Annotated in this window: 21 protein-coding genes and 1 pseudogene; 15 read left to right on the top strand and 7 right to left on the bottom strand. The window is 62.1% G+C overall.

Annotation, left to right across the window (positions count from 1 at the left end; translation table 11 throughout):
- Nucleotides 1-81: 81 nt before the first annotated feature.
- Both dacB and AACQ43_RS10485 read left to right on the top strand, forming a co-directional pair.
- A complete protein-coding gene (dacB, locus tag AACQ43_RS10490; protein WP_168967211.1) occupies nucleotides 82-1,518 on the top strand; it encodes a D-alanyl-D-alanine carboxypeptidase/D-alanyl-D-alanine endopeptidase in 1,437 nt (478 codons plus the stop codon).
- Between the two features lie 142 nt (nucleotides 1,519-1,660).
- Nucleotides 1,661-1,924 (top strand): GrxA family glutaredoxin, encoded by a 264-nt coding sequence (locus AACQ43_RS10485; RefSeq protein WP_010633640.1) that lies wholly within the window; start codon nucleotides 1,661-1,663, stop codon nucleotides 1,922-1,924.
- A 57-nt stretch (nucleotides 1,925-1,981) separates the two neighbouring features.
- Here the strand turns inward: AACQ43_RS10485 and AACQ43_RS10480 are convergent, their stop codons facing one another.
- A complete protein-coding gene (locus tag AACQ43_RS10480; protein WP_029302765.1) occupies nucleotides 1,982-2,194 on the bottom strand; it encodes a DUF1653 domain-containing protein in 213 nt (70 codons plus the stop codon).
- 379 nt (nucleotides 2,195-2,573) lie between these two features.
- Between AACQ43_RS10480 and AACQ43_RS10475 the strand changes: the two genes are divergently transcribed.
- Complete coding sequence (locus AACQ43_RS10475) at nucleotides 2,574-3,788, top strand: pyridoxal phosphate-dependent aminotransferase (protein ID WP_011706443.1); 1,215 nt, start codon at nucleotides 2,574-2,576, stop codon at nucleotides 3,786-3,788.
- A 65-nt stretch (nucleotides 3,789-3,853) separates the two neighbouring features.
- Here AACQ43_RS10475 and AACQ43_RS10470 read toward each other — a convergent pair whose 3' ends face one another.
- A complete protein-coding gene (locus AACQ43_RS10470; RefSeq protein ID WP_101149472.1) occupies nucleotides 3,854-5,329 on the bottom strand; it encodes a YfcC family protein in 1,476 nt (491 codons plus the stop codon).
- A 163-nt stretch (nucleotides 5,330-5,492) separates the two neighbouring features.
- The gene (fabV, locus tag AACQ43_RS10465) at nucleotides 5,493-6,686 is read right to left on the bottom strand and encodes an enoyl-ACP reductase FabV (protein WP_060390276.1); all 1,194 of its coding nucleotides are present in this window, start codon (nucleotides 6,684-6,686) and stop codon (nucleotides 5,493-5,495) included.
- A 229-nt stretch (nucleotides 6,687-6,915) separates the two neighbouring features.
- Between fabV and AACQ43_RS22210 the strand changes: the two are divergent.
- Both AACQ43_RS22210 and AACQ43_RS22205 read left to right on the top strand, forming a co-directional pair.
- Nucleotides 6,916-7,770: pseudogene (locus tag AACQ43_RS22210) on the top strand (PAS domain-containing protein); the annotation flags it as partial.
- A 6-nt stretch (nucleotides 7,771-7,776) separates the two neighbouring features.
- Nucleotides 7,777-8,310: a methyl-accepting chemotaxis protein gene (locus tag AACQ43_RS22205; RefSeq protein WP_256821952.1), complete on the top strand. Its 534-nt coding sequence runs from the start codon at nucleotides 7,777-7,779 to the stop codon at nucleotides 8,308-8,310.
- A 59-nt stretch (nucleotides 8,311-8,369) separates the two neighbouring features.
- Here AACQ43_RS22205 and AACQ43_RS10455 read toward each other — a convergent pair whose 3' ends face one another.
- Together AACQ43_RS10455 and AACQ43_RS10450 are read right to left on the bottom strand one after the other, a co-directional pair.
- A complete protein-coding gene (locus tag AACQ43_RS10455; RefSeq protein ID WP_168967210.1) occupies nucleotides 8,370-8,567 on the bottom strand; it encodes a hypothetical protein in 198 nt (65 codons plus the stop codon).
- A 50-nt stretch (nucleotides 8,568-8,617) separates the two neighbouring features.
- Nucleotides 8,618-9,514 (bottom strand): EamA family transporter, encoded by an 897-nt coding sequence (locus tag AACQ43_RS10450; protein WP_168967209.1) that lies wholly within the window; start codon nucleotides 9,512-9,514, stop codon nucleotides 8,618-8,620.
- Nucleotides 9,515-9,626: 112 nt separating this feature from the next.
- Here AACQ43_RS10450 and rsxA point away from each other — a divergent pair, with 112 nt between their 5' ends.
- From rsxA to gloA, 8 genes are all read left to right on the top strand, one after another.
- Nucleotides 9,627-10,208 carry an electron transport complex subunit RsxA gene (gene rsxA, locus AACQ43_RS10445; protein WP_076361000.1) on the top strand — a complete coding sequence of 194 codons (582 nt, stop codon included), beginning with the start codon at nucleotides 9,627-9,629 and terminating at the stop codon, nucleotides 10,206-10,208.
- Between the two features lie 4 nt (nucleotides 10,209-10,212).
- Nucleotides 10,213-10,776 carry an electron transport complex subunit RsxB gene (gene rsxB / locus AACQ43_RS10440; RefSeq protein WP_011706450.1) on the top strand — a complete coding sequence of 188 codons (564 nt, stop codon included), beginning with the start codon at nucleotides 10,213-10,215 and terminating at the stop codon, nucleotides 10,774-10,776.
- A gap of 6 nt (nucleotides 10,777-10,782) precedes the next feature.
- Nucleotides 10,783-13,188: an electron transport complex subunit RsxC gene (gene rsxC / locus AACQ43_RS10435; RefSeq protein ID WP_168967208.1), complete on the top strand. Its 2,406-nt coding sequence runs from the start codon at nucleotides 10,783-10,785 to the stop codon at nucleotides 13,186-13,188.
- Between the two features lie 3 nt (nucleotides 13,189-13,191).
- Nucleotides 13,192-14,244: an electron transport complex subunit RsxD gene (gene rsxD, locus AACQ43_RS10430; protein ID WP_168967207.1), complete on the top strand. Its 1,053-nt coding sequence runs from the start codon at nucleotides 13,192-13,194 to the stop codon at nucleotides 14,242-14,244.
- A gap of 34 nt (nucleotides 14,245-14,278) precedes the next feature.
- Nucleotides 14,279-14,911 (top strand): electron transport complex subunit RsxG, encoded by a 633-nt coding sequence (gene rsxG, locus AACQ43_RS10425; RefSeq protein ID WP_011706453.1) that lies wholly within the window; start codon nucleotides 14,279-14,281, stop codon nucleotides 14,909-14,911.
- A 16-nt stretch (nucleotides 14,912-14,927) separates the two neighbouring features.
- Nucleotides 14,928-15,686 (top strand): electron transport complex subunit E, encoded by a 759-nt coding sequence (locus AACQ43_RS10420; RefSeq protein ID WP_065017978.1) that lies wholly within the window; start codon nucleotides 14,928-14,930, stop codon nucleotides 15,684-15,686.
- A 14-nt stretch (nucleotides 15,687-15,700) separates the two neighbouring features.
- On the top strand, nucleotides 15,701-16,342 hold the full coding sequence (nth, locus tag AACQ43_RS10415; protein WP_017408071.1) for an endonuclease III: 642 nt from the start codon (nucleotides 15,701-15,703) through the stop codon (nucleotides 16,340-16,342).
- Between the two features lie 132 nt (nucleotides 16,343-16,474).
- A complete protein-coding gene (gene gloA, locus AACQ43_RS10410; RefSeq protein ID WP_011706456.1) occupies nucleotides 16,475-16,888 on the top strand; it encodes a lactoylglutathione lyase in 414 nt (137 codons plus the stop codon).
- Between the two features lie 66 nt (nucleotides 16,889-16,954).
- Here the strand turns inward: gloA and AACQ43_RS10405 are convergent, their stop codons facing one another.
- Both AACQ43_RS10405 and AACQ43_RS10400 read right to left on the bottom strand, forming a co-directional pair.
- Nucleotides 16,955-17,830 (bottom strand): flagellar protein MotY, encoded by an 876-nt coding sequence (locus tag AACQ43_RS10405; RefSeq protein WP_024944879.1) that lies wholly within the window; start codon nucleotides 17,828-17,830, stop codon nucleotides 16,955-16,957.
- Between the two features lie 68 nt (nucleotides 17,831-17,898).
- Complete coding sequence (locus AACQ43_RS10400; protein ID WP_168967206.1) at nucleotides 17,899-19,872, bottom strand: methyl-accepting chemotaxis protein; 1,974 nt, start codon at nucleotides 19,870-19,872, stop codon at nucleotides 17,899-17,901.
- Between the two features lie 148 nt (nucleotides 19,873-20,020).
- On the opposite strand from AACQ43_RS10400, the gene rnt reads away from it, so the two are divergent.
- Both rnt and AACQ43_RS10390 read left to right on the top strand, forming a co-directional pair.
- Nucleotides 20,021-20,680 carry a ribonuclease T gene (rnt, locus tag AACQ43_RS10395; RefSeq protein WP_168967205.1) on the top strand — a complete coding sequence of 220 codons (660 nt, stop codon included), beginning with the start codon at nucleotides 20,021-20,023 and terminating at the stop codon, nucleotides 20,678-20,680.
- A 247-nt stretch (nucleotides 20,681-20,927) separates the two neighbouring features.
- The gene (locus AACQ43_RS10390; protein ID WP_076361006.1) at nucleotides 20,928-22,250 is read left to right on the top strand and encodes a Na+/H+ antiporter family protein; all 1,323 of its coding nucleotides are present in this window, start codon (nucleotides 20,928-20,930) and stop codon (nucleotides 22,248-22,250) included.
- Nucleotides 22,251-22,366 lie beyond the last annotated feature (116 nt).

Here is a 22,366-nt window from a genome sequence, read left to right as displayed (position 1 = left end):
TCCTGCATCGGCAGGTGAAACAAGGTTGAATTATCAGGGCCGGCACAACTGCCGGGCCCCTTCGTCACGTTAGAGGATGTTATGCAGCGGCTGTTGATTGGTTTTTGTGCTCTTTTCTCTCTGGCAGCTCACGCCGCCCCGCTGACGCCCCCTCAGGGTGGCCAGTACGCCATCATAGTGCAGGGCAACAACGGCGTTGAGTTTGCCCGTCATGCGGACCAGATGATCGCCCCCGCCTCCACCATGAAGGTGCTTACCGCGCTGGCGGCCCGCCTTGAGCTGGGTGCCGACTTCCGCTTCGCCACCGATATTCAGGCCCAGCCCGGCGCCAAGCAGGGTAACGTCATCAATGGCGATATCTGGATCAACTTCGTCGGCGACCCCACCCTGTCACGGATGGATCTGCTGGCCCTGTTCAAGCAGCTTGGCGTCAACCAGATCAAGGGCAACGTCTACGTCAATACCGGCGCCTACAACGGCTACGAGCGCGGTAACGGCTGGTCATGGGGGGATCAGACCCTCTGCTTCGCCGCGCCCGTCTCCTCGGTCATCATCGACAAGAACTGTGCCTACGGCACCATTACCGCCACCCAGATTGGCAAACCGGCGGTCGGCAATGTGGCCACCGGCGTGCCCATCGGCATCGGTGCCGACAACGTGGAGGTGATGAGCTACGCCGACATGGCGCGCCAGTTCTGCGCACTGGAAGTGGACATGGCCAAGGGCAACTTCTACGAGCTCAAGGGCTGCATCACCCCGAACAAGGATCCGCAGGGTCTGCGTTTCGCCATCCACGACGTGGAAGCCTGGGGCTGGGACAACATCCGCTGGGCGATGGACCGTGCCGGTATCAAGCATGACGGCCTGCTGCGGGTTACCCACAAAGCACCGGACAACGCCGAGACGCTGGGCACCCACTACTCGGTCTCCCTGCCGGTGATGCTGGCCAAGATGCTGAAGAAATCGGACAACCTCTATGCCGATACCTTCCTCAAGACCGTAGGTCGCCACTACTACAACAAGCCGGGCAGCTATCGCAGCGGCACCATGGCGGTGCGCGCCATCCTGACCAAGAACGGCATCGATCTGGGCAACGCCACCCTGGCCGACGGCTCCGGCCTCTCCGCTCACAATCTCATCAGCGCCCGCCAGATGCTGTCGGTGCTGAACTTCATCCAGAAAAATGATGCCGAACTTGGCCTTATCAAGCTACTGCCAAGCTCTCAGGTAGATGGCACCCTGGCGTGGCGGCGCAGCGTCACCGCCCCCATGATGAAGAACAAGGTGCACGCCAAGACCGGCACCATCACCGGTACCTCCAACCTGGTGGGCTTTATCGATACCGCCGGTGGCCAGCGCAAGGCGTTCGTGATGTTCCAGCGCGGCCTGTCGCAAGATCCGGCAACCCACGAGCGCTACCGCGCCAGCAAGGCCGCCTGGCCCTGGACCGTGTTCGAGAAGGGAGTGCTGGAGAGCATCTATCAGCAGCAGCCGATCCAGATCGCCGATCAGGGTTGAGCTGCCGCATGGTGATTGACGATGACGGCCGGCGAAGCGCGCCTTATCGAAGATGGCGAACGGCCGTATCGACAATTTCCACTTTGACTAGTCGCGAGGCAGGGCTATCCTGTCCCCAGCCTCATATGAATGGAGAGAGAACATGTTTGCAGTGATTTTTGGTCGTCCCGGTTGCCCCTATTGTGTCCGTGCCAAGCAGATCGCCGAGCAGCTGGTTGAACAGCGTGACGATTTCAAATTCCGCTACGTGGACATCCACGCCGAAGGCATCACCAAGGAAGATCTGGCCAAGAGCGCCGGCAAGCCGGTCAATACCGTGCCGCAGATCTTCCTGGACGAGCAGCACATCGGTGGCTGCACCGATTTCGAAGCTTATGCCAAAGAGAACCTGGGTCTCTACCAGTAAACTCAGGTTGTGAAAAAGGCGCCGTCAGGCGCCTTTTTTCATGGTCAATGGTCAGCCTCAGCCGGCAACCGGGGTGAAACGGCTCACCACTTCTCCCTGATGCTCGATCCACTCCATGAACATGGCCACCGGGCGGGCGTAGACGGCGCCATCCTGCTCGCTCTGGTAGATCACCAGCTGCTCCCCGGTTTCGGTGTGCAGGGCCAGGGTCAACACCTGATAATACCCACCCTTGAAATGGCGGTAGCGACCAACTGCGGGGGCTTGCATGGGAACTCCTTCGATATCGACGCCAAGCGGCGCCAGCATGGCGCGCAGACCACATGCTCTGCTTTTGGGGCCGGCGCCGACAAAAATTATGGCATTTTTCACGCAAGCCAATCGTGCCAGCGAGAATGAATATTTCAACACAGTCGGGTAGCTTTGTTAATCAGCCCCTCATCTTTCACTGGTGAAACTCGGTTACCACAAACGATCGTGCTGAATTTAACGTTTTAGCAACCCTGTTTTAGGGCTAAAAATCAGGGAATTCTACTAAAAAGAGGATTGTTCTAGCATTCAATTCTGTGAAGAATAGGGGAAAGGAAATTTGATACTAAAAAACGCCTTTTTCGCCAACGCGCCCCCAGGGGAAGGAATCACAGTCACCATGTTCACTATCGACAAGTCGCACAAGCTCGACGATGTCTGCTATGACATCCGCGGCCCGGTGCATAAAGAAGCTCGCCGTCTCGAAGACGAAGGCCACCGCATCATCAAGCTCAACATCGGCAACCCGGCCCCGTTCGGTTTCGATGCGCCGGAAGAGATCATCAAGGATGTGATCCTCAACATGCCGCTCAGCCAGGGCTACTGCGACTCCAAGGGGCTGTTCTCGGCCCGCAAGGCGGTGATGCAGTACTACCAGCAGAAAGGGATGCGCAAGGTCGACATCGACGACATCTACATCGGCAACGGCGCCAGCGAGCTCATCGTGATGGCGATGCAGGCGCTGCTCAACAACGGCGACGAGATGCTGGTGCCCTCCCCCGACTACCCGCTCTGGACCGCCGCCGTCACCCTCTCCGGTGGCCATGCGGTGCACTACCGCTGCGACGAAGGGGCTGACTGGTATCCGGATCTCGACGACATCCGCGCCCGCATCACCCCGCGCACCCGCGGCCTGGTGCTGATCAACCCCAACAACCCGACCGGCGCCGTCTACGGCAGCGAATTTTTGCTTGAAGTGATCGAGATCGCCCGTCAGCACAACCTCATCATTTTCGCCGACGAGATCTACGACAAGATCCTCTACGATGACATCTCCCACACCAGCGTCTGCACCCTGTGCGACGATGTGATGGTGGTGACCTTCAACGGCCTCTCCAAGGCTTACCGTGCCTGTGGCTTCCGTCAGGGCTGGATGGTCATCACCGGTCCCAAGGGCCGTGCCAAGGGCTACATCGAGGGACTGGAGATGCTGGCCTCCATGCGGCTGTGTGCCAACGTGCCGATGCAGCACGCCATCCAGACCGCCCTGGGTGGCTACCAGAGCATCAACGAGCTGATCCTGCCGGGCGGCCGCCTGCGCCGCCAGCGCGACAAGGCGTGGGAGCTGCTCAACGACATCCCTGGGGTCTCCTGCGTCAAACCCAAGGGGGCGCTCTACATGTTCCCGCGCCTCGACCCCAAGGTGTACGACATCCGAGACGACCAGAAGATGGTGTTCGATCTGCTGCAGCAGGAAAAATTGCTGCTGGTACAAGGTACTGGATTCAACTGGCCAGCGCCGGATCACTTCCGGCTGGTGTTCCTGCCCCGGGAAGAGGAGCTGGAAGAGGCCATCGGCCGTCTCGCCCGCTTCCTCAAGGGCTACAAGCAGTAAGCAAGGCTCATGAAAAAGGCTCCCGCGGGAGCCTTTTTGTTGTCTGTCGTTTTCTATCCGTGCCATCAGCCGTGCAGCAGGGCACCGGCTACCAGCACCGCCATGGTGATGAGGGCCACCCCGATGATGAAGGGCAGCACCCAGCGCACGAAGCGATCATAGGGGATCTTGGCCAGCGCCAGCCCCGCCACCAGATGGGCTGCTGTGGGGGCGAACAGGTTGATCCAGCCGGAGGCGGACTGATAGGCGGTGATCACCAGATCCCGCGAGATCCCGGAGAAGTCCGCCAGCGGCCCCATCAGCGGCATGGAGACGGTCGCCAGCCCCGAGGTGGACGGGATGAAGAAGCTCAGGATGATGTGCACCAGATAGGCCATCAGGATGAAGACCGACGACGACAGCCCGCTCACCAGCCCCTCGGCCCAGTGCAAAATGGTGTCGATGATGACGCCATGTTCCATCACCACATAGATGCCGCGCGCCACCGCCACCACCAGCGCCACCCCGATAAGATCCCGAGCGCCGCTCAGGAAGGTCGCCACGTAGTTGGACTCCGGCATCCGGTTGATCAGCGCGATCAGGATGGAAGCGCTGAAAAACAGGGTGGAGAGCTCGTCGAACCACCAGCCCAGGGTAGGCAGCAGATCGATGCCCAGATCCGACCAGGGCACCACCGCATAGATCATCAGCAGGAAGGTGCCGAAGAAGACCAGCATGGTGAGCTTCTGCTTGCCGCTGAAAGCGAGATTGCCGCTCTTCATCTGGGAGAACTCGTCGTCATAGGCGATGTCGGCCAGCACGGAGCGGGACTTGTCCTGCTGCACCTGCTTGGCGTAGCGCATCACGAACCAGGAGGCGAAGATCACCAGCAGCAGCCACTGCACAACCCTAAGGCCAATCCCCTCCCCGATGGGAATGCCGGCAAAACCGGAGGCGATGCCGGTGGCAAACGGGTTGACGGTAGAGGCAAGCACCCCGACCCCGGAGCCGAGCAATATGATCCCCGCCGCCACCATGCGATCGAAGCCCGCCGCCATCATCACCGGCACGATGAGAGCCCAGAAGGCCACCGTCTCCTCCGCCATGCCGAAGGTGGAGCCGCCGAGGGCAAACAGGGCGATCAGCACGGGGATAAGCAGCCGCTCGCGCCCGGCAAAGCCGCGCACGATGGCACCAACCCCGGCATCCAGCGCCCCGCTCTGCATGGTCACCGCCAGAAAACCGCCGATGATGAGCACGAACAGCGCCACGTCCGCTGCCTTGTGAAAGCCCTGAATGGGCGCCTTGAGCACATCGAATACCCCCTGCGGTTGGGAGGGGAGCTCGGTGTAGCTGCCGGGCACCGGCAACAGTCGCTCATCGCCGCTGTAGTCGGCCACGGCGGCTGCCGCCACCGGCTGCTGGGTCTTGGCCGTCACGTAGTTGTATTTGCCCGCCGGCAGCACCCAGGTCAGGGCCGCCATCAGGGCGATGATGATGAAAAGCAGGGTATAGACAGTGGGGAGTTGGCGCTTTTTGGGCGCTTCATGTGGAGTGGTCATAGCTTCCGTACCTCGGCAATGCCGTCATGTGATCCGATCACCGCCAGACTAGCGGGTTTGATATGGGAAAAAGGTGATCGCGGATAATAAAATTCCGTAACTTAGCGGGATTTTTGCCAAAAAAACAGGGCCCCGCGGGGCCCTGTTTTAACTTGGGTCAGACTCAGAGCTCGACCACATCAAATTGCACGTCCGGATTCACATCCGCATCGTAATCCACCTCGTCCAGCCCGAAACCGAACAGACGCAGGAACTCCTGTTTGTAACCGGTGTAGTCGGTCAGCTCACAGAGGTTCTCGCTGGTGATGGACGGCCACAGGTCGCGGCAGGTCTGCTGCACGTCTTCGCGCAGTTCCCAGTCATCCATACGGATGCGGGCCTGATCGTCCAGCACCATGTCGGCAGCGTAGAGGCGAGTGCGCATCATGCGGTCAACCTGCTCCATGCAGCCTTCGTGAATGCCCTTCTCCTTCATGATCTTGAAGGCCATGGAGATGTAGAGCGGCATCACCGGAATGGCGGAAGAGGCCTGAGTTACCACGGATTTCAGCACGGCCACGTGGGCGGTACCGCCCTTGGCAGCCAGATCGCCACGGATGGCGGCAGCGGCGCGGTCCAGATCTTCCTTGGCGCGGCCCAGAGTACCGTGCCAGTAGATTGGCCAGGTCAGGTCGGTGCCGATGTAGGAGTAGGCCACGGACTTGGCGCCGTCGGCCAGCACGCCTGCATCGCGCAGGGCCGCCATCCACAGCTCCCAATCCTGACCACCCATGACGGTGATGGTGTTCTGGATCTCTTCCTCATTCGCCGGCTCGACGGTGGCGGTGATGATCTGATCCTTGTTGGTGTCGATGGCAGTGGTGGTGTAGACCTCGCCGATGGGCTTGAGGGCAGAGCGCACCACTTCACCGGTATCCGGCAGCTTGCGCACCGGCGAGGCCAGGGAGTAGACCACCAGATCAATCTGACCCAGATCCTGCTTGATGAGCTCGATCACCTTGGCGCGGCATTCGTTGGAGAAGGCATCGCCGTTGATGCTCTTGGCGTAGAGGCCAGCCTCTTTGGCGGCCTTGTCGAAGGCGGCGGAGTTGTACCAGCCGGCGGTGGCAGTCTTGGTCTCGCTACCGGCTTTTTCGAAGAAGACACCGAGGGTGGCAGCGCCGGAGCCAAAGGCGGCGGCAATGCGGGAAGCTAGGCCATAACCGGTGGAAGCGCCGATCACCAGCACCTTCTTGGGACCATTCTCGATGGTGCCCTTGGCCTTTGTATAAGCGATCTGGCGACGAACATTGGCTTCACAACCGACCGGGTGAGTGGTGGTGCAGATAAAACCGCGAACCTTGGGTTTGATGATCATTTTGGGTCTCGGATCCGTTTAATGGATGAAATCGGGGCATAAGATACCTCATCTTGCCGCGATAAGGTGCTCTGATGTGTTGAATCGCAGGGAAAATGAGCAAAGCGTGGGACAAATGCCGCCGCAGGAGCCTGCCGTCAGACTGCGGAGCAGAACCGGCCTCCCCACCCCTCTGCACGACTTGCCAACATGGCAAGATTGATAATGATAAAACAGGCAATTACCCCTGATGGCTGAGGCGACAGCCAAACAACCTGTACTAGTATTCAGCCGGTCGGGTATTGTCATGGAAGGCCTCACCAGGGTCTTAACAAGGAGCTCAGCCATGTTTTGGAATCGCACGGGTAGAAGTGAAAAGAGTGAACAAGCGGCACAGATCGCAGAACTTGGCGCCTTTGAGCAGGCCATCCAGTCACGGGTTCCCTATATCGAGTTCACCCCGGAGGGGGTGGTCACCTTCGTCAACGATCGCTTTCTCGCCATCATGGGCTACGCCCGGGAGGAGGTAATTGGCAAGCACCACAGCGCCCTCTGCTTTCCCGAGGACGTGAAAACCCGTGAATATGAGCAGCTGTGGCAGGACCTGCGCAGAGGGGAATCCCGCAACAGCCGTTTCATCCGGCAGGCCAAATCGGGCAAGGCGGTCTGGCTCGAGGCCAGCTACTTTCCGATCCTCCTCGATGGCAAGGTGATCAAGGTAGCCAAGGTGGCCTCCAACGTCACCGAGCAGCAATCCACCCTGGAACGCAGCCAGGCTCTGCTGGCGGCACTGGACAAATCCCTGGCCGTCATCGACTTCCAGCCCGATGGCACCGTCATCACCGCCAACCAGAATTTTCTGCACTGCTTCGGCTACCGGCTGGACGAGGTGGTGGGCCAATCCCACCGCATGTTCTGTGACGAGGAGTTCTATCAGCAGAATCCCAACTTCTGGCGGGATCTGGGGACGGGCTCCATCCAGTCCGGGCTCTTCATGCGCCGTGGCCGCCACGGCGAGAAGATCTGGCTGGAGGCCACCTACAACCCCATCTTCAACCACGAAGGCAAGGTGATCAAAATCATCAAGCTGGCGAGTGACATCAGCGAACGGGTGGAGAAGTCCATCTCGGTGCGCGAAGCGGCCCAGAAGGCCTGCGCCATCGCCGGAGAGACGGTGCTGAGCGCCGCCAGAGGCCGGGAGGTGATCGACAAGGTGCTGGAAACCTCGGCCCACATCAACAGCTCGGTCAGTGAAGTCAGCCGGCAGATAGAGAACCTCAACCAGCAATCCAGAAGCATCGAGTCCATCATCTCGACCATCAGCAGCATCGCGGATCAGACCAACCTGCTGGCGCTCAACGCCGCCATCGAGGCGGCCCGCGCCGGCGAGCAGGGCCGCGGGTTTGCGGTAGTGGCCGATGAAGTGCGCCAGCTGGCGGCGAGAACCTCCACCTCTACCGGCGAGATAGTCTCCGTCATCCGGCTCAACTCCGACATCACCTCCAGGATCACCCAGACCGTCTCGGTGGTATCGGACAAGGCGATGGCGGGCCAGGCCCAGGCCGACATCATTGCCGGTGTCATTCAGGAGATCATCGAGGACGCCAACTCGGTGTCGGACACCGTCAAGGGCCTCTCCATCTAGGGGCCTCGCCATCACAACACACGGGGCTAGGCCCCGTGTTTTTTCTTCCGATCAAAGCGTCAATCCTGCCCCGACAGATAGTGCCTAGCCTCATCATCCGCCTGCTGCAGGGCGCACTCCCACAGCTCGGCGATGCAGAGCCCCTCCTCGCCCACCGCTTCCTCTTCCAGCGCCTCCAGTGCCTGTGCATCGGCCAGGGTGAAGGGATGGTGGCCAAGCAGCAGTCGCGCCTGCGCCAGTAACCTCATGTCACTCATGATCCCGCTCCTCGCTGCTACATGCTCTGACTGTAGTCAATTTGCGGCCATCACAGGCCTGTGGTGGCCGCCGGCATCCGCACACGTTTGGCCGGCAGTTGCCCCACCGCGATCCCCAGCAGCACGGCGCCGCAGGCCACCCATTGCAAAGCGTTGAGGGTCTCCCCCAGCAGCAGATAGGCCAGCAGCAGGGTGAACACCGGGATGAGATTGACGTAGGCTGCCGCCAGCGTCACCTTCACCTGGGTCACCGACCAGTTGTAGAGCAGGTAGGCCCCCAGGGTCACGCAGGCACCGAGAAAGACGATGACCGCCATGTCCTGCCAGACCCAGGCCGTCGGCCAGGGTTCGCCAAAGGCAAAGGGGGCGAAGAAGAGGGTGCCGACGAAGGCCTGCAACGCAGTCAGGGTCAGCACGCTGTAGCGGCTGCAGAGCTTCTTGAACACCACCGAGTAGGTCGCGGCGCAGAACATGGCCGCCATCTCCAGGCTGTTGCCAAGCAGGGCATTGGGGGCAAATTCATCCGTCCCGCTGCCAAAGCCGAGCAGCGCGATACCGAAGATGGCGATAGCAAAGCCGAGCAACTGGCGCCGGCTCACCCGCTCGCGGATCAGCACGAAGGCCACCAGCGCCACGATGAGCGGCAACAGGGCACAGACCATGCCGGCCTGACCGGCACTGGTGTAGCGCAGGGCGTTGACCTCCAGCAGGAAATAGAGACAGGGCTCCAGTGCCCCCATCAACGCCAGCCAGCGCCAGTCCCCTTTCTTGTAGCGGAAATTGCCGAGATAGCGATAGCAGCACAGCCAGCAAAGCGCCGCCACGCTCATGCGCATGAACAGCACCTGGCCGAAGCCCCAGACCCCCAGCACGTGCTTGAGCGCGATGAAGGAGCTGGACCAGAGCAGCATCGCCAGGGTCAGGGTAAAAATGGGTAAAGGGCGCACCTTTCCTCCATGAAATTGGCTATTTGAATAATAACCATGCGGCCTTGCGGTTGTTAAAAGGCACCTAAAATCAGATAATACCGCCGCCTTCACACCGGATAACCAACCTGCAATGACTGAGTACCTGCTTTTATTGGTCGGCACTGTGCTGATTAACAACTTCGTGCTGGTGAAATTCCTCGGCCTCTGCCCTTTCATGGGCGTCTCCGGCAAGCTGGAAACCGCCATCGGCATGGGGCTGGCGACCACCTTCGTGATGACCCTGGCCAGCGCAAGTTCCTATCTGATGGAACACTATATCCTGATCCCGCTGAACATCGCCTACCTGCGCACGCTCGCCTTCATTCTTGTGATCGCCGTCGTGGTTCAGTTTACCGAGATGGTTATCCGCAAAAGCAGCCCCACCCTCTATCGTCTGCTGGGCATCTTCCTGCCGCTCATCACCACCAACTGCGCCGTGCTGGGGGTGGCCCTGCTCAGCATCAACGAGCACCACAACTTCATCCAGAGCATCATCTACGGCTTTGGCGCTGCCACCGGTTTCTCGCTGGTGCTGATCCTGTTTGCCGCCATGCGCGAACGTCTGGTGGCCGCTGACGTCCCGACCCCGTTTCGCGGCGTCTCCATCGCCATGATCACCGCCGGCCTGATGTCGCTGGCCTTTATGGGCTTTACCGGCCTCATCAAGATATAGCGCTATGACTCACATACTCTTTGCCGTTCTGGTGTTGGCTCTGCTGGCTCTGGCCTTCGGCATCATCCTGGGCTTTGCCGCCGTCAAATTTCATGTGGAAGCCGATCCCATCGTCGATCAGCTCGACGCCCTGCTGCCGCAAACCCAGTGCGGCCAGTGCGGCTACCCGGGCTGCAAGCCCTACGCCGAGGCACTGGCCAATGGCGACCAGATCAACAAGTGCGTGCCAGGTGGCGATGCCACCATGCGCAAGATTGCCGACCTGATGGGGGTCGAACCCCAGCCGCTGGGCGGCGCCGAGGCCGCCGCCCCCATCAAGAAAGTCGCCTTCATTCATGAAGATCAATGCATCGGCTGCACCAAGTGCATCCAGGCCTGCCCGGTCGACGCCATCGTCGGCGCCACCAAGGCGATGCACACCGTCATTGCCGACGAGTGCACCGGCTGCGATCTCTGTGTCGATCCCTGCCCGACCGACTGTATCGAAATGATCCCGGTGCCGACCACGGTCGACAACTGGAAGTGGGATCTGGCCAACGTCGCCATTCCGGTCAAGATAGTGGAATAAGTAACCATGCAGTCCTTACTCGAACGCATCAAAGCCGGCACTCTGTGGGATTTTCACGGCGGCATTCACCCTCCCGAAAACAAAGACCAATCCAGTCTCACCCCGGTGGTGGACGCCGGTCTGCCATCCCAGCTCATCATCCCGGTGCGCCAGCACGCGGGCCCGGCCGGCGACCTGCTGGTGCGGGTCGGCGACAAGGTCAAGAAAGGCCAGCCGCTCACTCGTCATGACAAGGGGCGTTTCGTGCCGGTGCACGCCTCCACCTCCGGCACCATCACCGCCATCGGTCACCACACGGTGGCTCACCCCTCGGGTCTCGACGATCTCTGCATCACCCTTACCCCGGATGGCGAAGATGCCTGGGGCGAGCGTCAGGGCCGCAGCGACTACTGGAATCTGGAGCGGGGCGAGCTGCTCGAGCGCATCCAGCAGGCCGGTATCGCGGGCCTCGGCGGCGCTGTCTTCCCGACCCACAGCAAGCTTGATGGCCGCGGTCAGCTGACCGAGATCCTGATCGTCAACGGGCTGGAGTGCGAGCCCTACATCACCACCGATGACCGGCTGATGCAGGAGTATGCCGACGAGATCATGGACGGCATCCGGGTGCTCAAGCACCTGCTCAAGCCCAAGCTGACCCTGATCGGGGTGGAAGACAACAAGCCGGCCGCCATTGGTGAGCTGACCCGTCATGCCACGGACGAAGACGTACTGGTCAAGACGGTGCCCACCAAGTATCCCTCGGGCGGTGCCAAGCAGACCATCGAGCTGCTCACCGGCCGCCAGGTCCCCAAAGGGGGCCGCGCCGTGGACATGGGCATCATGGTGCTCAACGTGGCTACCGTGTTTGCCATCAAGCGCGCCATCATCGACGGCGAGCCGCTCATCTCCCGCATCGTCACCCTCACCGGCGACGCCTTCAAGAAGCCGGGCAACGCCTGGGTGCTGCTGGGCACCCCGGTGCGCTGGTTGCTGCAGCGTTTCGAACTGCAGCCCGAGGCGGATCAGCGGGTGATCATGGGCGGCCCCATGATGGGCTTCACCCTGCCCCATGCCATGGTGCCGGTAGTCAAGGCCACCAACTGCCTGCTCTCCCCCACCCGGGCCGAGCTGCCGCCGCCCGGTCCGGAGCAGGCCTGCATTCGCTGCAGCGCCTGTGCCGATGCCTGTCCGGCCAACCTGCTGCCCCAGGAGCTCTACTGGTACAGCCGGGCCAAGGAGTACGACAAGGCCGAGGGGCTCAACCTGTTCGACTGCATCGAGTGCGGCGCCTGTGCCTGGGTCTGCCCAAGCGAGATCCCGCTGGTGCAGTACTACAAGATTGCCAAGGATGACATCCGCGAGGCGCGTGCCGAAGCCGAGAAGGCCGAGCGCGCCAAGCAGCGCTTCGAAGCCAAGCAGGCCCGCTTCGAACGGGAAAAAGCCGCCCGCGAAGCCCGCCATGCCGAGGCTGCCGCCCAGCGTCGCCAGGCCATGACGGCGGCCGGCGGAGAAGATCCGGTGGCCGCCGCACTGGCCCGCATCAAGGCCAAGCAGGACGCAGCACCCGTTGGTGCCAGCGAACTCGCGCCGGACAACAGCGCCATGATTGCCGCCCGCGAGGCGCGCAAGCAGGAGGCCATCGCCCGCCGCGCCGCCAAGGCGGCCGCCTGCGAGCCCGACTCGGCCCAGGCCGATGCACCGGCAACGGACGGGCAGGATGCCAAGAAAGCCGCCATTGCGGCGGCACTGGCACGTGCCAAGGCCAAAAAAGCGGCTCAGGAGCCCGGCGAAGCAGCGGCTGCGGATAGCCCTGCTGCAGCGCCGCAGCCTAACTCAGCTGCAGATACGGATCCCAAGAAGGCCGCCATTGCTGCCGCCATCGCCCGTGCCAAAGCCAAAAAAGCCGCCAGCACGCAAGGTGATGAGGCGGCTGCGGATATTCCTGCAGCAGCGCCCCAGTCTGACCCCGCTGCCGATACGGATCCCAAAAAGGCGGCCATCGCTGCCGCCATTGCCCGTGCCAAGGCCAAGAAGGCCGCTCAGGCGCAAGGGGACGCAGCCGTGGCCGAAGATGAAGAGGCTGCCGTGGCAGCTCCTGCCGCAGCGCCGCAGCCTGACTCAGCCGCCGAGGTCGACCCCAAGAAGGCGGCCATAGCTGCCGCCATCGCCCGTGCCAAGGCCAAGAAGGCCGCTCAGGCACAAGGTGAGGAGGCCGTTGCCAAGCCCGCAGCGGTGCAAGACGAGGAGGCCACTGCCAAGCCCGAGGTGACCACCGTAGCTGCACCGGCTGCCGATGCACCGCAACCAGCCGCCGATGCGGATCCCAAGAAAGCGGCCATTGCCGCCGCCGTGGCCCGTGCCAAGGCCCGCAAACTGGCGGCCGAAGCAGCAGCTCAGGCCTCTCCTTCTCCATCGACCGACAAGAGCCACTGATCCATGTTCAATATCGCGAGTGCGCCGTTTGCTCACAACCGCAAACAGACCCAAACCCTGATGTTGCTGGTGATCCTGGCCTGCCTGCCCGGTTTTCTGGCGCAGAGCTGGTTCTTTGGTTGGGGCACCCTGATCCAGATCCTGCTGGCGCTGGTCACAGCGCTGGGTTCGGAGGCGCTGGTGCTGCGCTTGCGCGGACGCCCTGTCAAACCGGCCCTGCTGGATGGCAGCGCGGCCCTGACCGCCGTGCTGATCGGTCTCTCCCTGCCGCCGCTACTGCCTTGGTGGATGCTGGTGCTGGGCACGGCGTTTGCAATCATCATCGCCAAGCACCTCTATGGCGGGCTGGGTCAAAACCTGTTCAACCCCGCCATGGTGGCCTATGTGCTGCTGTTGGTCTCCTTCCCGGTGCAGATGACCAGCTGGTTGCCGCCCTCCAGCATCGCCGCCTATGACATCGGCTTTGGCGATGCGGCCTCGGTGATCTTCACCGGCTTCAGCCTCGACGGTTACAGCATGGCGCAGCTCAAGCAGGGGGTGGATGGGCTGACCATGGCCACGCCGCTCGACACCCTGAAAACCGGGTTGACTCAGGGCCTCACCACCGGCGAGGTGATGACCCACACCGTCTTCGAAGGCTGGGGCGGCATCGGTTGGAGCTGGGTCAACCTCGGTTACCTGCTGGGCGGCCTGTTCCTGCTGCAGCAGAAGGTGATCAACTGGCGCATTCCGACTGCCGTGCTGGGCTCATTGCTGCTGGCCGCCACCCTGGGCTATCTGGCAACCCCGGATGCCACTGCCACGCCCATGCTGCACCTGTTCAGCGGTGCCACCATGCTCGGGGCTTTCTTCATCGCCACCGATCCGGTGAGTGCCAGTACCACCCCACGCGGCCGCCTAGTCTATGGTGTGCTCATCGGCGTGCTGGTCTATGTCATCCGCCGTTTTGGCGGCTATCCGGATGCCTTCGCCTTTGCCGTGCTGCTGGCCAACCTGTGCGTACCGCTGATCGACAGCCTGACCCGCCCGAAAGTCTACGGAGCCCGTCGCAAATGACCCTCGCGCACACCTCACCCTCAGGAATGATGCAATGTTAAAGAGCATGCGCAAAAACGGCGTCACTCTCGCCCTGTTTGCCCTCGCCTGCACCGCCGTGGTGGTGCTGACCAACGAGCTGACCCAGGGGCGGATCGCCCACCAGCAGCAGCTGGAGAAGCTGCGCACCCTCTCCGCCCTGCTGCCGGAGGGGAGCTATGACAACGATCTGGTCGCCAGCTGCAAGCTGGTACAGAGCAGACGCTATCTGGGCAGCGACCAAGCAATGCCGCTCTACACCGCGACCAAGCAGGGCGAAATCACCGGCTACGCGCTGGAAACCGTGGCTCCCGACGGCTACAGTGGGGCCATTCGCCTCATCGTGGGCACCGATGCCAAGGGCGCCGTGAGCGCTGTGCGGGTGTTGGCCCACAAGGAAACCCCCGGCCTTGGCGACAAGATCGAGCTGAAGAAATCGGACTGGATCAACAGCTTCGTCGGCAAGTTTCTCAGCCACGACAACGAAGCCAGCTGGGCCGTGAAGAAAGACGGCGGCGAGTTCGACGCCTTCACCGGCGCCACCATCACCCCCCGGGCGGTGGTCAAGGCGGTGAAGAACCTGTTGCTGCTGCAACAGGAGCACCCAGAGTTGCTGCGCGACGCCCCCGCCTGTGACGCCACCCCCTAACGCCGGAGCACAAGCTATGGAACAAGTCGATGTGATTGACGGGCAGAGCCCGCTCAGCGAGAGCAATGGCCGCCGCGAAGAGCTCAAGGAGCTGATGCTGCAGGGGCTGTGGAAGAACAACCCCTCCCTGGTTCAGGTGCTGGGTCTGTGCCCCACCCTGGCGGTCTCCTCCACCTTCACCAATGCGCTGGGGCTCGGCCTTGCCACCATGGCGGTGCTGGTCAGCTCCAACCTCGCCATCTCGCTGGTGCGCAACCTGGTGCCCAAGGATATTCGCATCCCGGTCTACGTGATGATCATCGCGGCGCTGGTGACCAGCGTGCAGTTGCTGATGAACGCCTACACCTACGGCCTCTATCAGGCGCTCGGTATCTTCATCGCCCTCATCGTCACCAACTGCGTCATCATCGGCCGGGCCGAGGCGTATGCCTCCAAGAACCCGCCGCTGCTGGCTGCCCTCGACGGCTTCATGATGGGGCTCGGCTTTACTCTGGTGCTGCTGGTGCTGGGTGGGCTGCGCGAAATCATCGGCATGGGCACCCTGTTTGACGGTGCCGACCTGCTGCTGGGAGAGTGGGCCAAGTCATTGCGCATCGAGCTGTTCCACGCCGATGCCAGCCTGCTGCTGGCAATCCTGCCCCCTGGCGGCTTCATCGGTCTCGGCCTGATGATCGCCGGCAAGAACGCCATCAACGACTGGATGGGTCGCAAGCAGAGCGCCGAGAAGGCCCACTGCAGCGTGCCTGCCGCGGGTGCCAGCGCGACCCAGCTCTGAGCCAAGAGAGAGCCATGAACAATCAGAAACGTAGGCAGATACTGGAGCGACTGCGGGACGACAACCCCCACCCCACCACCGAGCTCAACTTCAAGACGCCGTTCGAGCTGCTGATCGCCGTGCTGCTGTCGGCCCAGGCCACCGATGTCAGCGTCAACAAGGCCACCGACAAGCTCTACCCGGTGGCCAACACCCCCCAGGCCATGCTGGAACTGGGGGTGGACGGGGTCAAGGAGTACATCAAGACCATTGGCCTGTTCAACACCAAGGCCGAGAACGTCATCAAGACCTGCGCCATCCTGCTGGAGCGCCACGGTGGTGAAGTGCCGGAGAACCGCGAAGCCCTCGAGGCCCTGCCCGGTGTCGGCCGCAAGACCGCCAACGTGGTGCTCAACACCGCCTTCGGCTGGCCCACCATCGCCGTCGATACCCATATTTTCCGGGTTTCCAACCGCACCGGCTTTGCGGTGGGCAAGAACGTCGATCAGGTGGAGGAGAAGCTGCTCAAGGTGGTCCCCGCCGAATTCAAGCTGGACGTGCACCACTGGCTGATCCTGCACGGACGCTACACCTGTCTGGCTCGCAAACCGCGCTGCGGTTCCTGTATCATCGAGGACTTGTGCGAGTACAAGGAAAAGGTCTACCCGGAGAGCTGAACACGGCTACCGGCTCGCAAGCGGCGTAGCCATGGCACCGCTCCTGGCGAGCACGGGCTTGAGCCAAGCGCCGGTATCCGCTCCCCTGGGCGGCACCAATACCACAAGAACCACTACCCGGAGAATTGAGCAATGAGAATCCTGCATACCATGTTGCGCGTCGGCGATCTGCAACGCTCCATCGACTTCTATACCCGAGTGCTGGGGATGAAACTGCTGCGCAAGAGCGAGAACAGCGAATACAAGTACACCCTGGCCTTCGTCGGCTACGGTGACGAGAAAGATGAAGCGGTGATCGAGCTCACCTACAACTGGGGTGTCAGCGAGTACGAGCTGGGCTCGGCCTACGGTCACATCGCGCTGGAAGCGGACGACATCTACGCCACCTGCGAGGCGCTACGCGCCGCCGGTGCCAAGATCACCCGCGAGCCGGGCCCGGTCAAGGGTGGCACCACCGTCATCGCCTTCGTGGAAGATCCGGACGGTTACAAGATTGAGCTGATCGCCAAGAAGGATGCCGGCAGCGGCCTCGGCGACAGCTTCTGATCCAGACTCATCCCCGAAAAACAAAAAAGAGCGCCACGGCGCTCTTTTTTCATGGATGGGTTTACCTCAGATGGCGCCGTTGCGGCCCATGTTGATCACCACCCGCCGGTTCTTGGCACGACCATCTTCGGTTTCGTTGGAGGCGACGTGCTGCTTCTCACCGTGCCCCTCCACCGAGATCTTGCCGGGTTCGATGCCCAGATCCACAAACACCTTCTTGATGGCATCGGCCCGTTTTTCGGAGAGCTTCTGGTTCGGCCAGCGGCCGCCATAGCTGTCGCTGTAGGCGTCGATCACCACCACGTCGATGCTCTTGTCCACCTTCACATACTCGCCGATCATCGCCAGCCGCCGCTTGGAGGCCAGCGACAGCTCGTCACTGTTCTTGTCATAGGTGAGCACGCTGAAAGCGATGTCGTTGAAACTGTAGGGCAGCAGGCCATTGAGGCAATCCACGAAGGCCTGATACTTGACCCGGAAGTTGACCGAGGAGAGCGAGACCCGCACCGGCCGATTCTGCCGATACCAGTCGCGGTACTGGAAGGTCGGCATGCGCCCCCCTTCCAGCTCGTCCAGCATGGTCCAGGCGGTCTGCCCCTCCACCAGCCCGTCAAACTGCTGGTAAAAGCGCAGCTGGCTCACTTCCCGCCCGGCAATGCCAGGGCGCCAGACCGGCGGCATGATGCCCAGGCTGACGGTCTGGGTCTGGGCCTGCTGGCGCAGCCCCTTGAGCTCGAAATCCAGATTGATCTTGCGACCGGCGCGGCTGACGAATGCCCCCGTCCCCCAGTTGGGGATGGGGTGCTCGAGCCGGCACTCCACCTGGGTGTCGGAGGTCAAGCGCCAGACGGATTGATCCAGGCCGGCACCGAATTCGGTGACTCCCGCCTGTAACTGCATACTCACGGATATGCTGACCAACCCCAACATCCAAGCGTTCAACTGCCTGCCCTCCACACGATCTCAGGTTAGATATCGGCAGGGGCAGGACAAGCTTTAGGGCAAACCGATCAGTGGGTCGAAGTAGCGTCCATCAGTTTGAAGCGGGCGATGCGCCCCGCCAGCTCCCGCGCCAGCAGATCCAGCTCGGCGCTGTTTTGCTGCAGGGTTTCCGAGTGCTGGCGGTGTGCCTCGTACACCTCGCGGATGGTCATCACGTTGTGCTGGATGTCGTCGGTGACATAGCGTTGCTCCTCGGTGGCGGTGGCCACCTGGGCGGTCATGTCGCTCACCTTGCGCACCTCGTTGACGATGTCGGTCAGCTCGCTGCCCGCCCGCTTGGCCTCTGTCACACTCAGCCCCGCCTGCTCGGTCCCCAGGTGCATGGCGGTCACCGCCTGATTGGCCCCCTGCCGCAGCCGCACCAGCATCCGCTCTATGTCGTCGGCGGCCTGCTGGGTGCGCGACGCCAGCGCCCGCACCTCTTCCGCCACCACCGCAAAACCGCGACCGGATTCGCCGGCGCGGGCCGCCTCGATGGCGGCGTTGAGGGCCAGCAGGTTGGTGCGATCCGAGATCTGCTTGATGAGATTGAGCGCCTCGCCCACCGACTCGGTGTCCTGATGCAGGCTGTCCACCAGTTGCTGGGTATCACTCAAGGTGCCCGCGACCTGCTGGATGGCATCGATGGTCTGATCCACCTCCTTATCACCCTGCCGGGCCCGGCCGATGGCCTGCTGGGTCGCGAGCGATGTCTGGGTCGCGTTGCGCGCGATCTCGGCAACCGTTGAGGCCATCTCGGTAGCGGCTGTCGCCACCAGATCCACCTGACCAAATCCCTTGGCCACCCCGGCGTTGACTTCGGCAATGACGTTGGCCGAGGCGGCGGCGCTGCGGGCCAGCACCTCGCAGGAGCGGCGCACCGCCAGCATCAGCCCTTCCAGATGTTCGAGGAAGTGGTTCAGATCCCGCGACAATGCCCCCAGTTCGTCACCGGATCGCCAGTTGACCCGCACCGTCAGATCGTTCTCCTGCACCAGCCGCTTGAAGGTATGGTGCAGGGCCATGAAACCCAGATGCAGATCCCGCACCACCCGCCAGCAGACGAAGCTGGTGAGCAGCACGCACAGCAGGACTCCGGTCGCGGCCCACCAGAAGTCGCTGGCACTCTTCGCCCGCATCTGATCCACCCGCTCGGACAGCTGCTGATAGAGGCGGTCTTCGCTCTCCTTGAGCAGGCTGATCTTGTCGGTGCTCAAGGCAAACCAGGCCTCGGCATCCACCCCGAAGCCGCCGCTGGCCGCCTTGTCCAGCGCCAGCTTCTCCATGGCGGCCACCTTGCTCACCACCGGCGAGGCCAGGCTGTCGGCCAACAGCTGACGCTGGGAGGGGCTCGCCACCGCCTGGAAACGCTCAAGATAGGTATTCTGGGCCGCCAACAGAGAGATGAACTGTTGCAACAGTGCCGGCGTGAAGCTGTCGCGGCCGAACACGTTGCTTAAGGTCGCCCGCTCCAGCCCCATCCGCTCCTTGCTCTGCAAGAAGGCGGCATAGGCATTGGTCTGCAGCGCTATGGTGGCATCCCGGCTATTGATGCTGATCTGATCCACCACCGCCAGCAACTGGGTGATCATCCGGGTATAGAAGCTGACCTGCTCCGCCACTTCGACCCCCAGCGCACTGACCCGCTCGCGCATGGCGGTGAGCCCGGCCAGCTCCTGCTGCACCTCTTTGAGCGCCAGCAGGGCGGGATCCTCACGAAAGCGCTGCAGCAGGGTATCGACCTGCTTGCGCTGCGCCGGCAGGGCATCGCGGAACTTGTTGCCACCGGAACCCAGGAAGCCGGCCGACATGCCGCGCTCCTTTTGCAGCTCGTGGGCCAGCTGCGCCGCTTCCCGCACCACCGCCAGTGCGGCCTGGGCCTGATTCATCTCCTGCTCTACCCGATAACGCTCATAGACGTATCGGCCGGAGAAGAACAGCAAAGCCAGCAGTGGCAGGCAGACCACCAGCAACATCTTGTGCGCCAATCCCAGCTTCTTCATCCTTGCTCCCCATTCCATTGTTGAAGTGGTCAATTATAAGCCCGCGTATCGATAATAGAATCGGCCACCGTGCCGATAGCGGCCGATGAGGGACAAAGGCCGGCTTTTTTGCCATAATGCCGCCTCATTTCACGCCGACCGAGATACCATGACCGACGCTGTTCACACCCTCAAGGGCCGTTTTCGTGGCTTTTACCCCGTCGTCATCGATGTTGAAACCGCCGGGTTCAATGCCAGAACCGACGCCTTGCTGGAAATCGCCGCCTATACCCTCAAGATGGACGAGCAGGGCTGGCTCGTGCCCGACCAGATCTTCCATTTTCATGTCGAGCCGTTTGAAGGGGCCAATCTGGAAAAAGCGGCGCTGGAGTTCACTGGCATCGACCCCTTCAATCCGCTGCGCGGTGCCGTCAGCGAGAAAGAGGCGCTGACCGAGATCTTCAAGGGCATCCGCAAGGGGATGAAGGAGCAGGATTGCAGCCGCGCCATCATAGTGGCCCACAACGCCACCTTCGATCACGGCTTCGTCATGGCCGCCGCCGAGCGGGCCGGCCTCAAGCGCAATCCGTTCCATCCATTTGCCACCTTCGACACCGCCGCCCTCTCCGGCCTGGCGCTGGGCCAGACGGTGCTGGCCAAAGCGTGCCAGAGCGCGCGCATTCCGTTTGACAATAAAGAGGCGCACTCCGCCCTCTACGACACCGAGCGCACCACCGAGCTGTTCTGTCATATCGTCAACCGCTGGAAGAGCCTGGGTGGCTGGCCCCCGGCCCACCCGGACGAGGTAGCCGACGACGCCAGCGAGTAACGACGCCCCCTTCCCAAGAGGCTGCCACGGCAGCCTCTTTTCTTGCGCCATCTGGTTTGACCAGAATGCCGAAGAAAGGCCCATCCAGCACCGTTTCTTATCTCTCCCGACTCTTCATCTGGGTTGAACCGCCGGGAATGCTGTAGATAGGCCATTCACCTGATTTTTTACTCGACATTTGTCACATTTTTCGCAAACTAACTGCCTTTCACACGACAGACAGCAACACAAACTATAAGGAAAGCAAATGAATCCTGTTGTTATCGCGGTGGCGCTGATGCTGGTGCTCAGCCTGCTGCGGATCAATGTGGTGGTCTCTCTCGCCATCGGCGCCATCGTCGGCGGCCTGATCGGCGGTCTCTCCCTCGAGCAGACCCTCAGCACCTTCAGCGGTGGCCTGGGTGGCGGTGCCGAGATCGCCCTCTCCTACGCCATGCTGGGGGCCTTCGCAGTCGCCATCTCCCGCTCCGGCATCACGGATCTGCTGGCGCGCAAGGTGATCAGCCAACTCGGCAAGGATGCCAGCAGCTCCCGCATCCTCTGGGTCAAGGCCCTGCTGCTCAGCTCGGTGCTGGGGGTCTCCATCTCCTCCCAGAACCTGATCCCGGTCCATATCGCCTTCATTCCCATCCTGATCCCGCCGCTGTTGCACGTCATGGCCCAGATGCAGATCGACCGCCGTCAGGTGGCCTGCGTCATCACCTTTGGCCTGACCGCGACCTATATGCTGCTGCCGGTAGGCTTTGGCGGCATCTTCCTCAACAACATCCTGGCCAAGAACCTCATCGACAACGGCGTGCCGGTCGAACACAGCCAGCTGCCGCTGGCCATGGCCATTCCGGTGCTGGGCATGTTCGTCGGCCTGCTGATCGCCGTCTTCTTCAGCTACCGCAAGCCGCGCCAGTATGATCTGGAGCAGATCCTGGCCGCCGAGCCGGAGACGGTCGATCTCAACCTCAACCACATCTGGGTCGCCCTGCTGGCCATCGCCGTGGCGCTGGGGCTGCAACTGATGACCAACAGCATCGTGCTGGGGGCGCTGGCTGGCTTCGTCATCTTCACCTGTGGCGGTGTCATCAAGTTCCGCGAGAGCCAGGATGCCTTCACCCAGGGGGTGCGCATGATGTCCCTCATCGGCTTTATCATGATCTCCGCCGCCGGCTTCGCCGCCGTGATGAAAGAGACCCATGGGGTGGAGAGCCTGGTACAGGCCGTCTCCGGCATGATGGCCGGCCACAAGGGGCTGGCCGCCTTCCTGATGCTGCTGGTGGGCCTGCTCATCACCATGGGGATCGGCTCCTCCTTCTCCACCGTGCCCATCATCGCCACCATCTATGTGCCGCTGTGCATCCACCTCGGCTTCTCCCCCCTGGCGACCATCTCTCTGGTCGGCACCGCCGGCGCCCTGGGGGATGCGGGCTCTCCTGCCTCCGACTCGACCCTGGGCCCCACCTCGGGCCTCAACGCCGACGGCCAGCACGACCATATCTGGGACAGCGTGGTGCCCACCTTCATCCACTACAACATCCCGCTTATCATCTTCGGCTGGATTGCCGCCATGGTGCTCTAAGCCCCAAGATGCATAAACATAAAAGGCGACCCCAGGGTCGCCTTTTTGCTGCCTTCATCGCGTGGCATAGACCGGGACAGACGAGCCCGGGCGCCCCTCTCTGCCTGATCTTGCTG

It is taken from the genome of Aeromonas sp. DNRA1, from assembly GCF_963888745.1.
Taxonomy (GTDB): domain Bacteria; phylum Pseudomonadota; class Gammaproteobacteria; order Enterobacterales; family Aeromonadaceae; genus Aeromonas; species Aeromonas hydrophila.
This window is presented reverse-complemented; position numbering and strand designations above follow the sequence as displayed.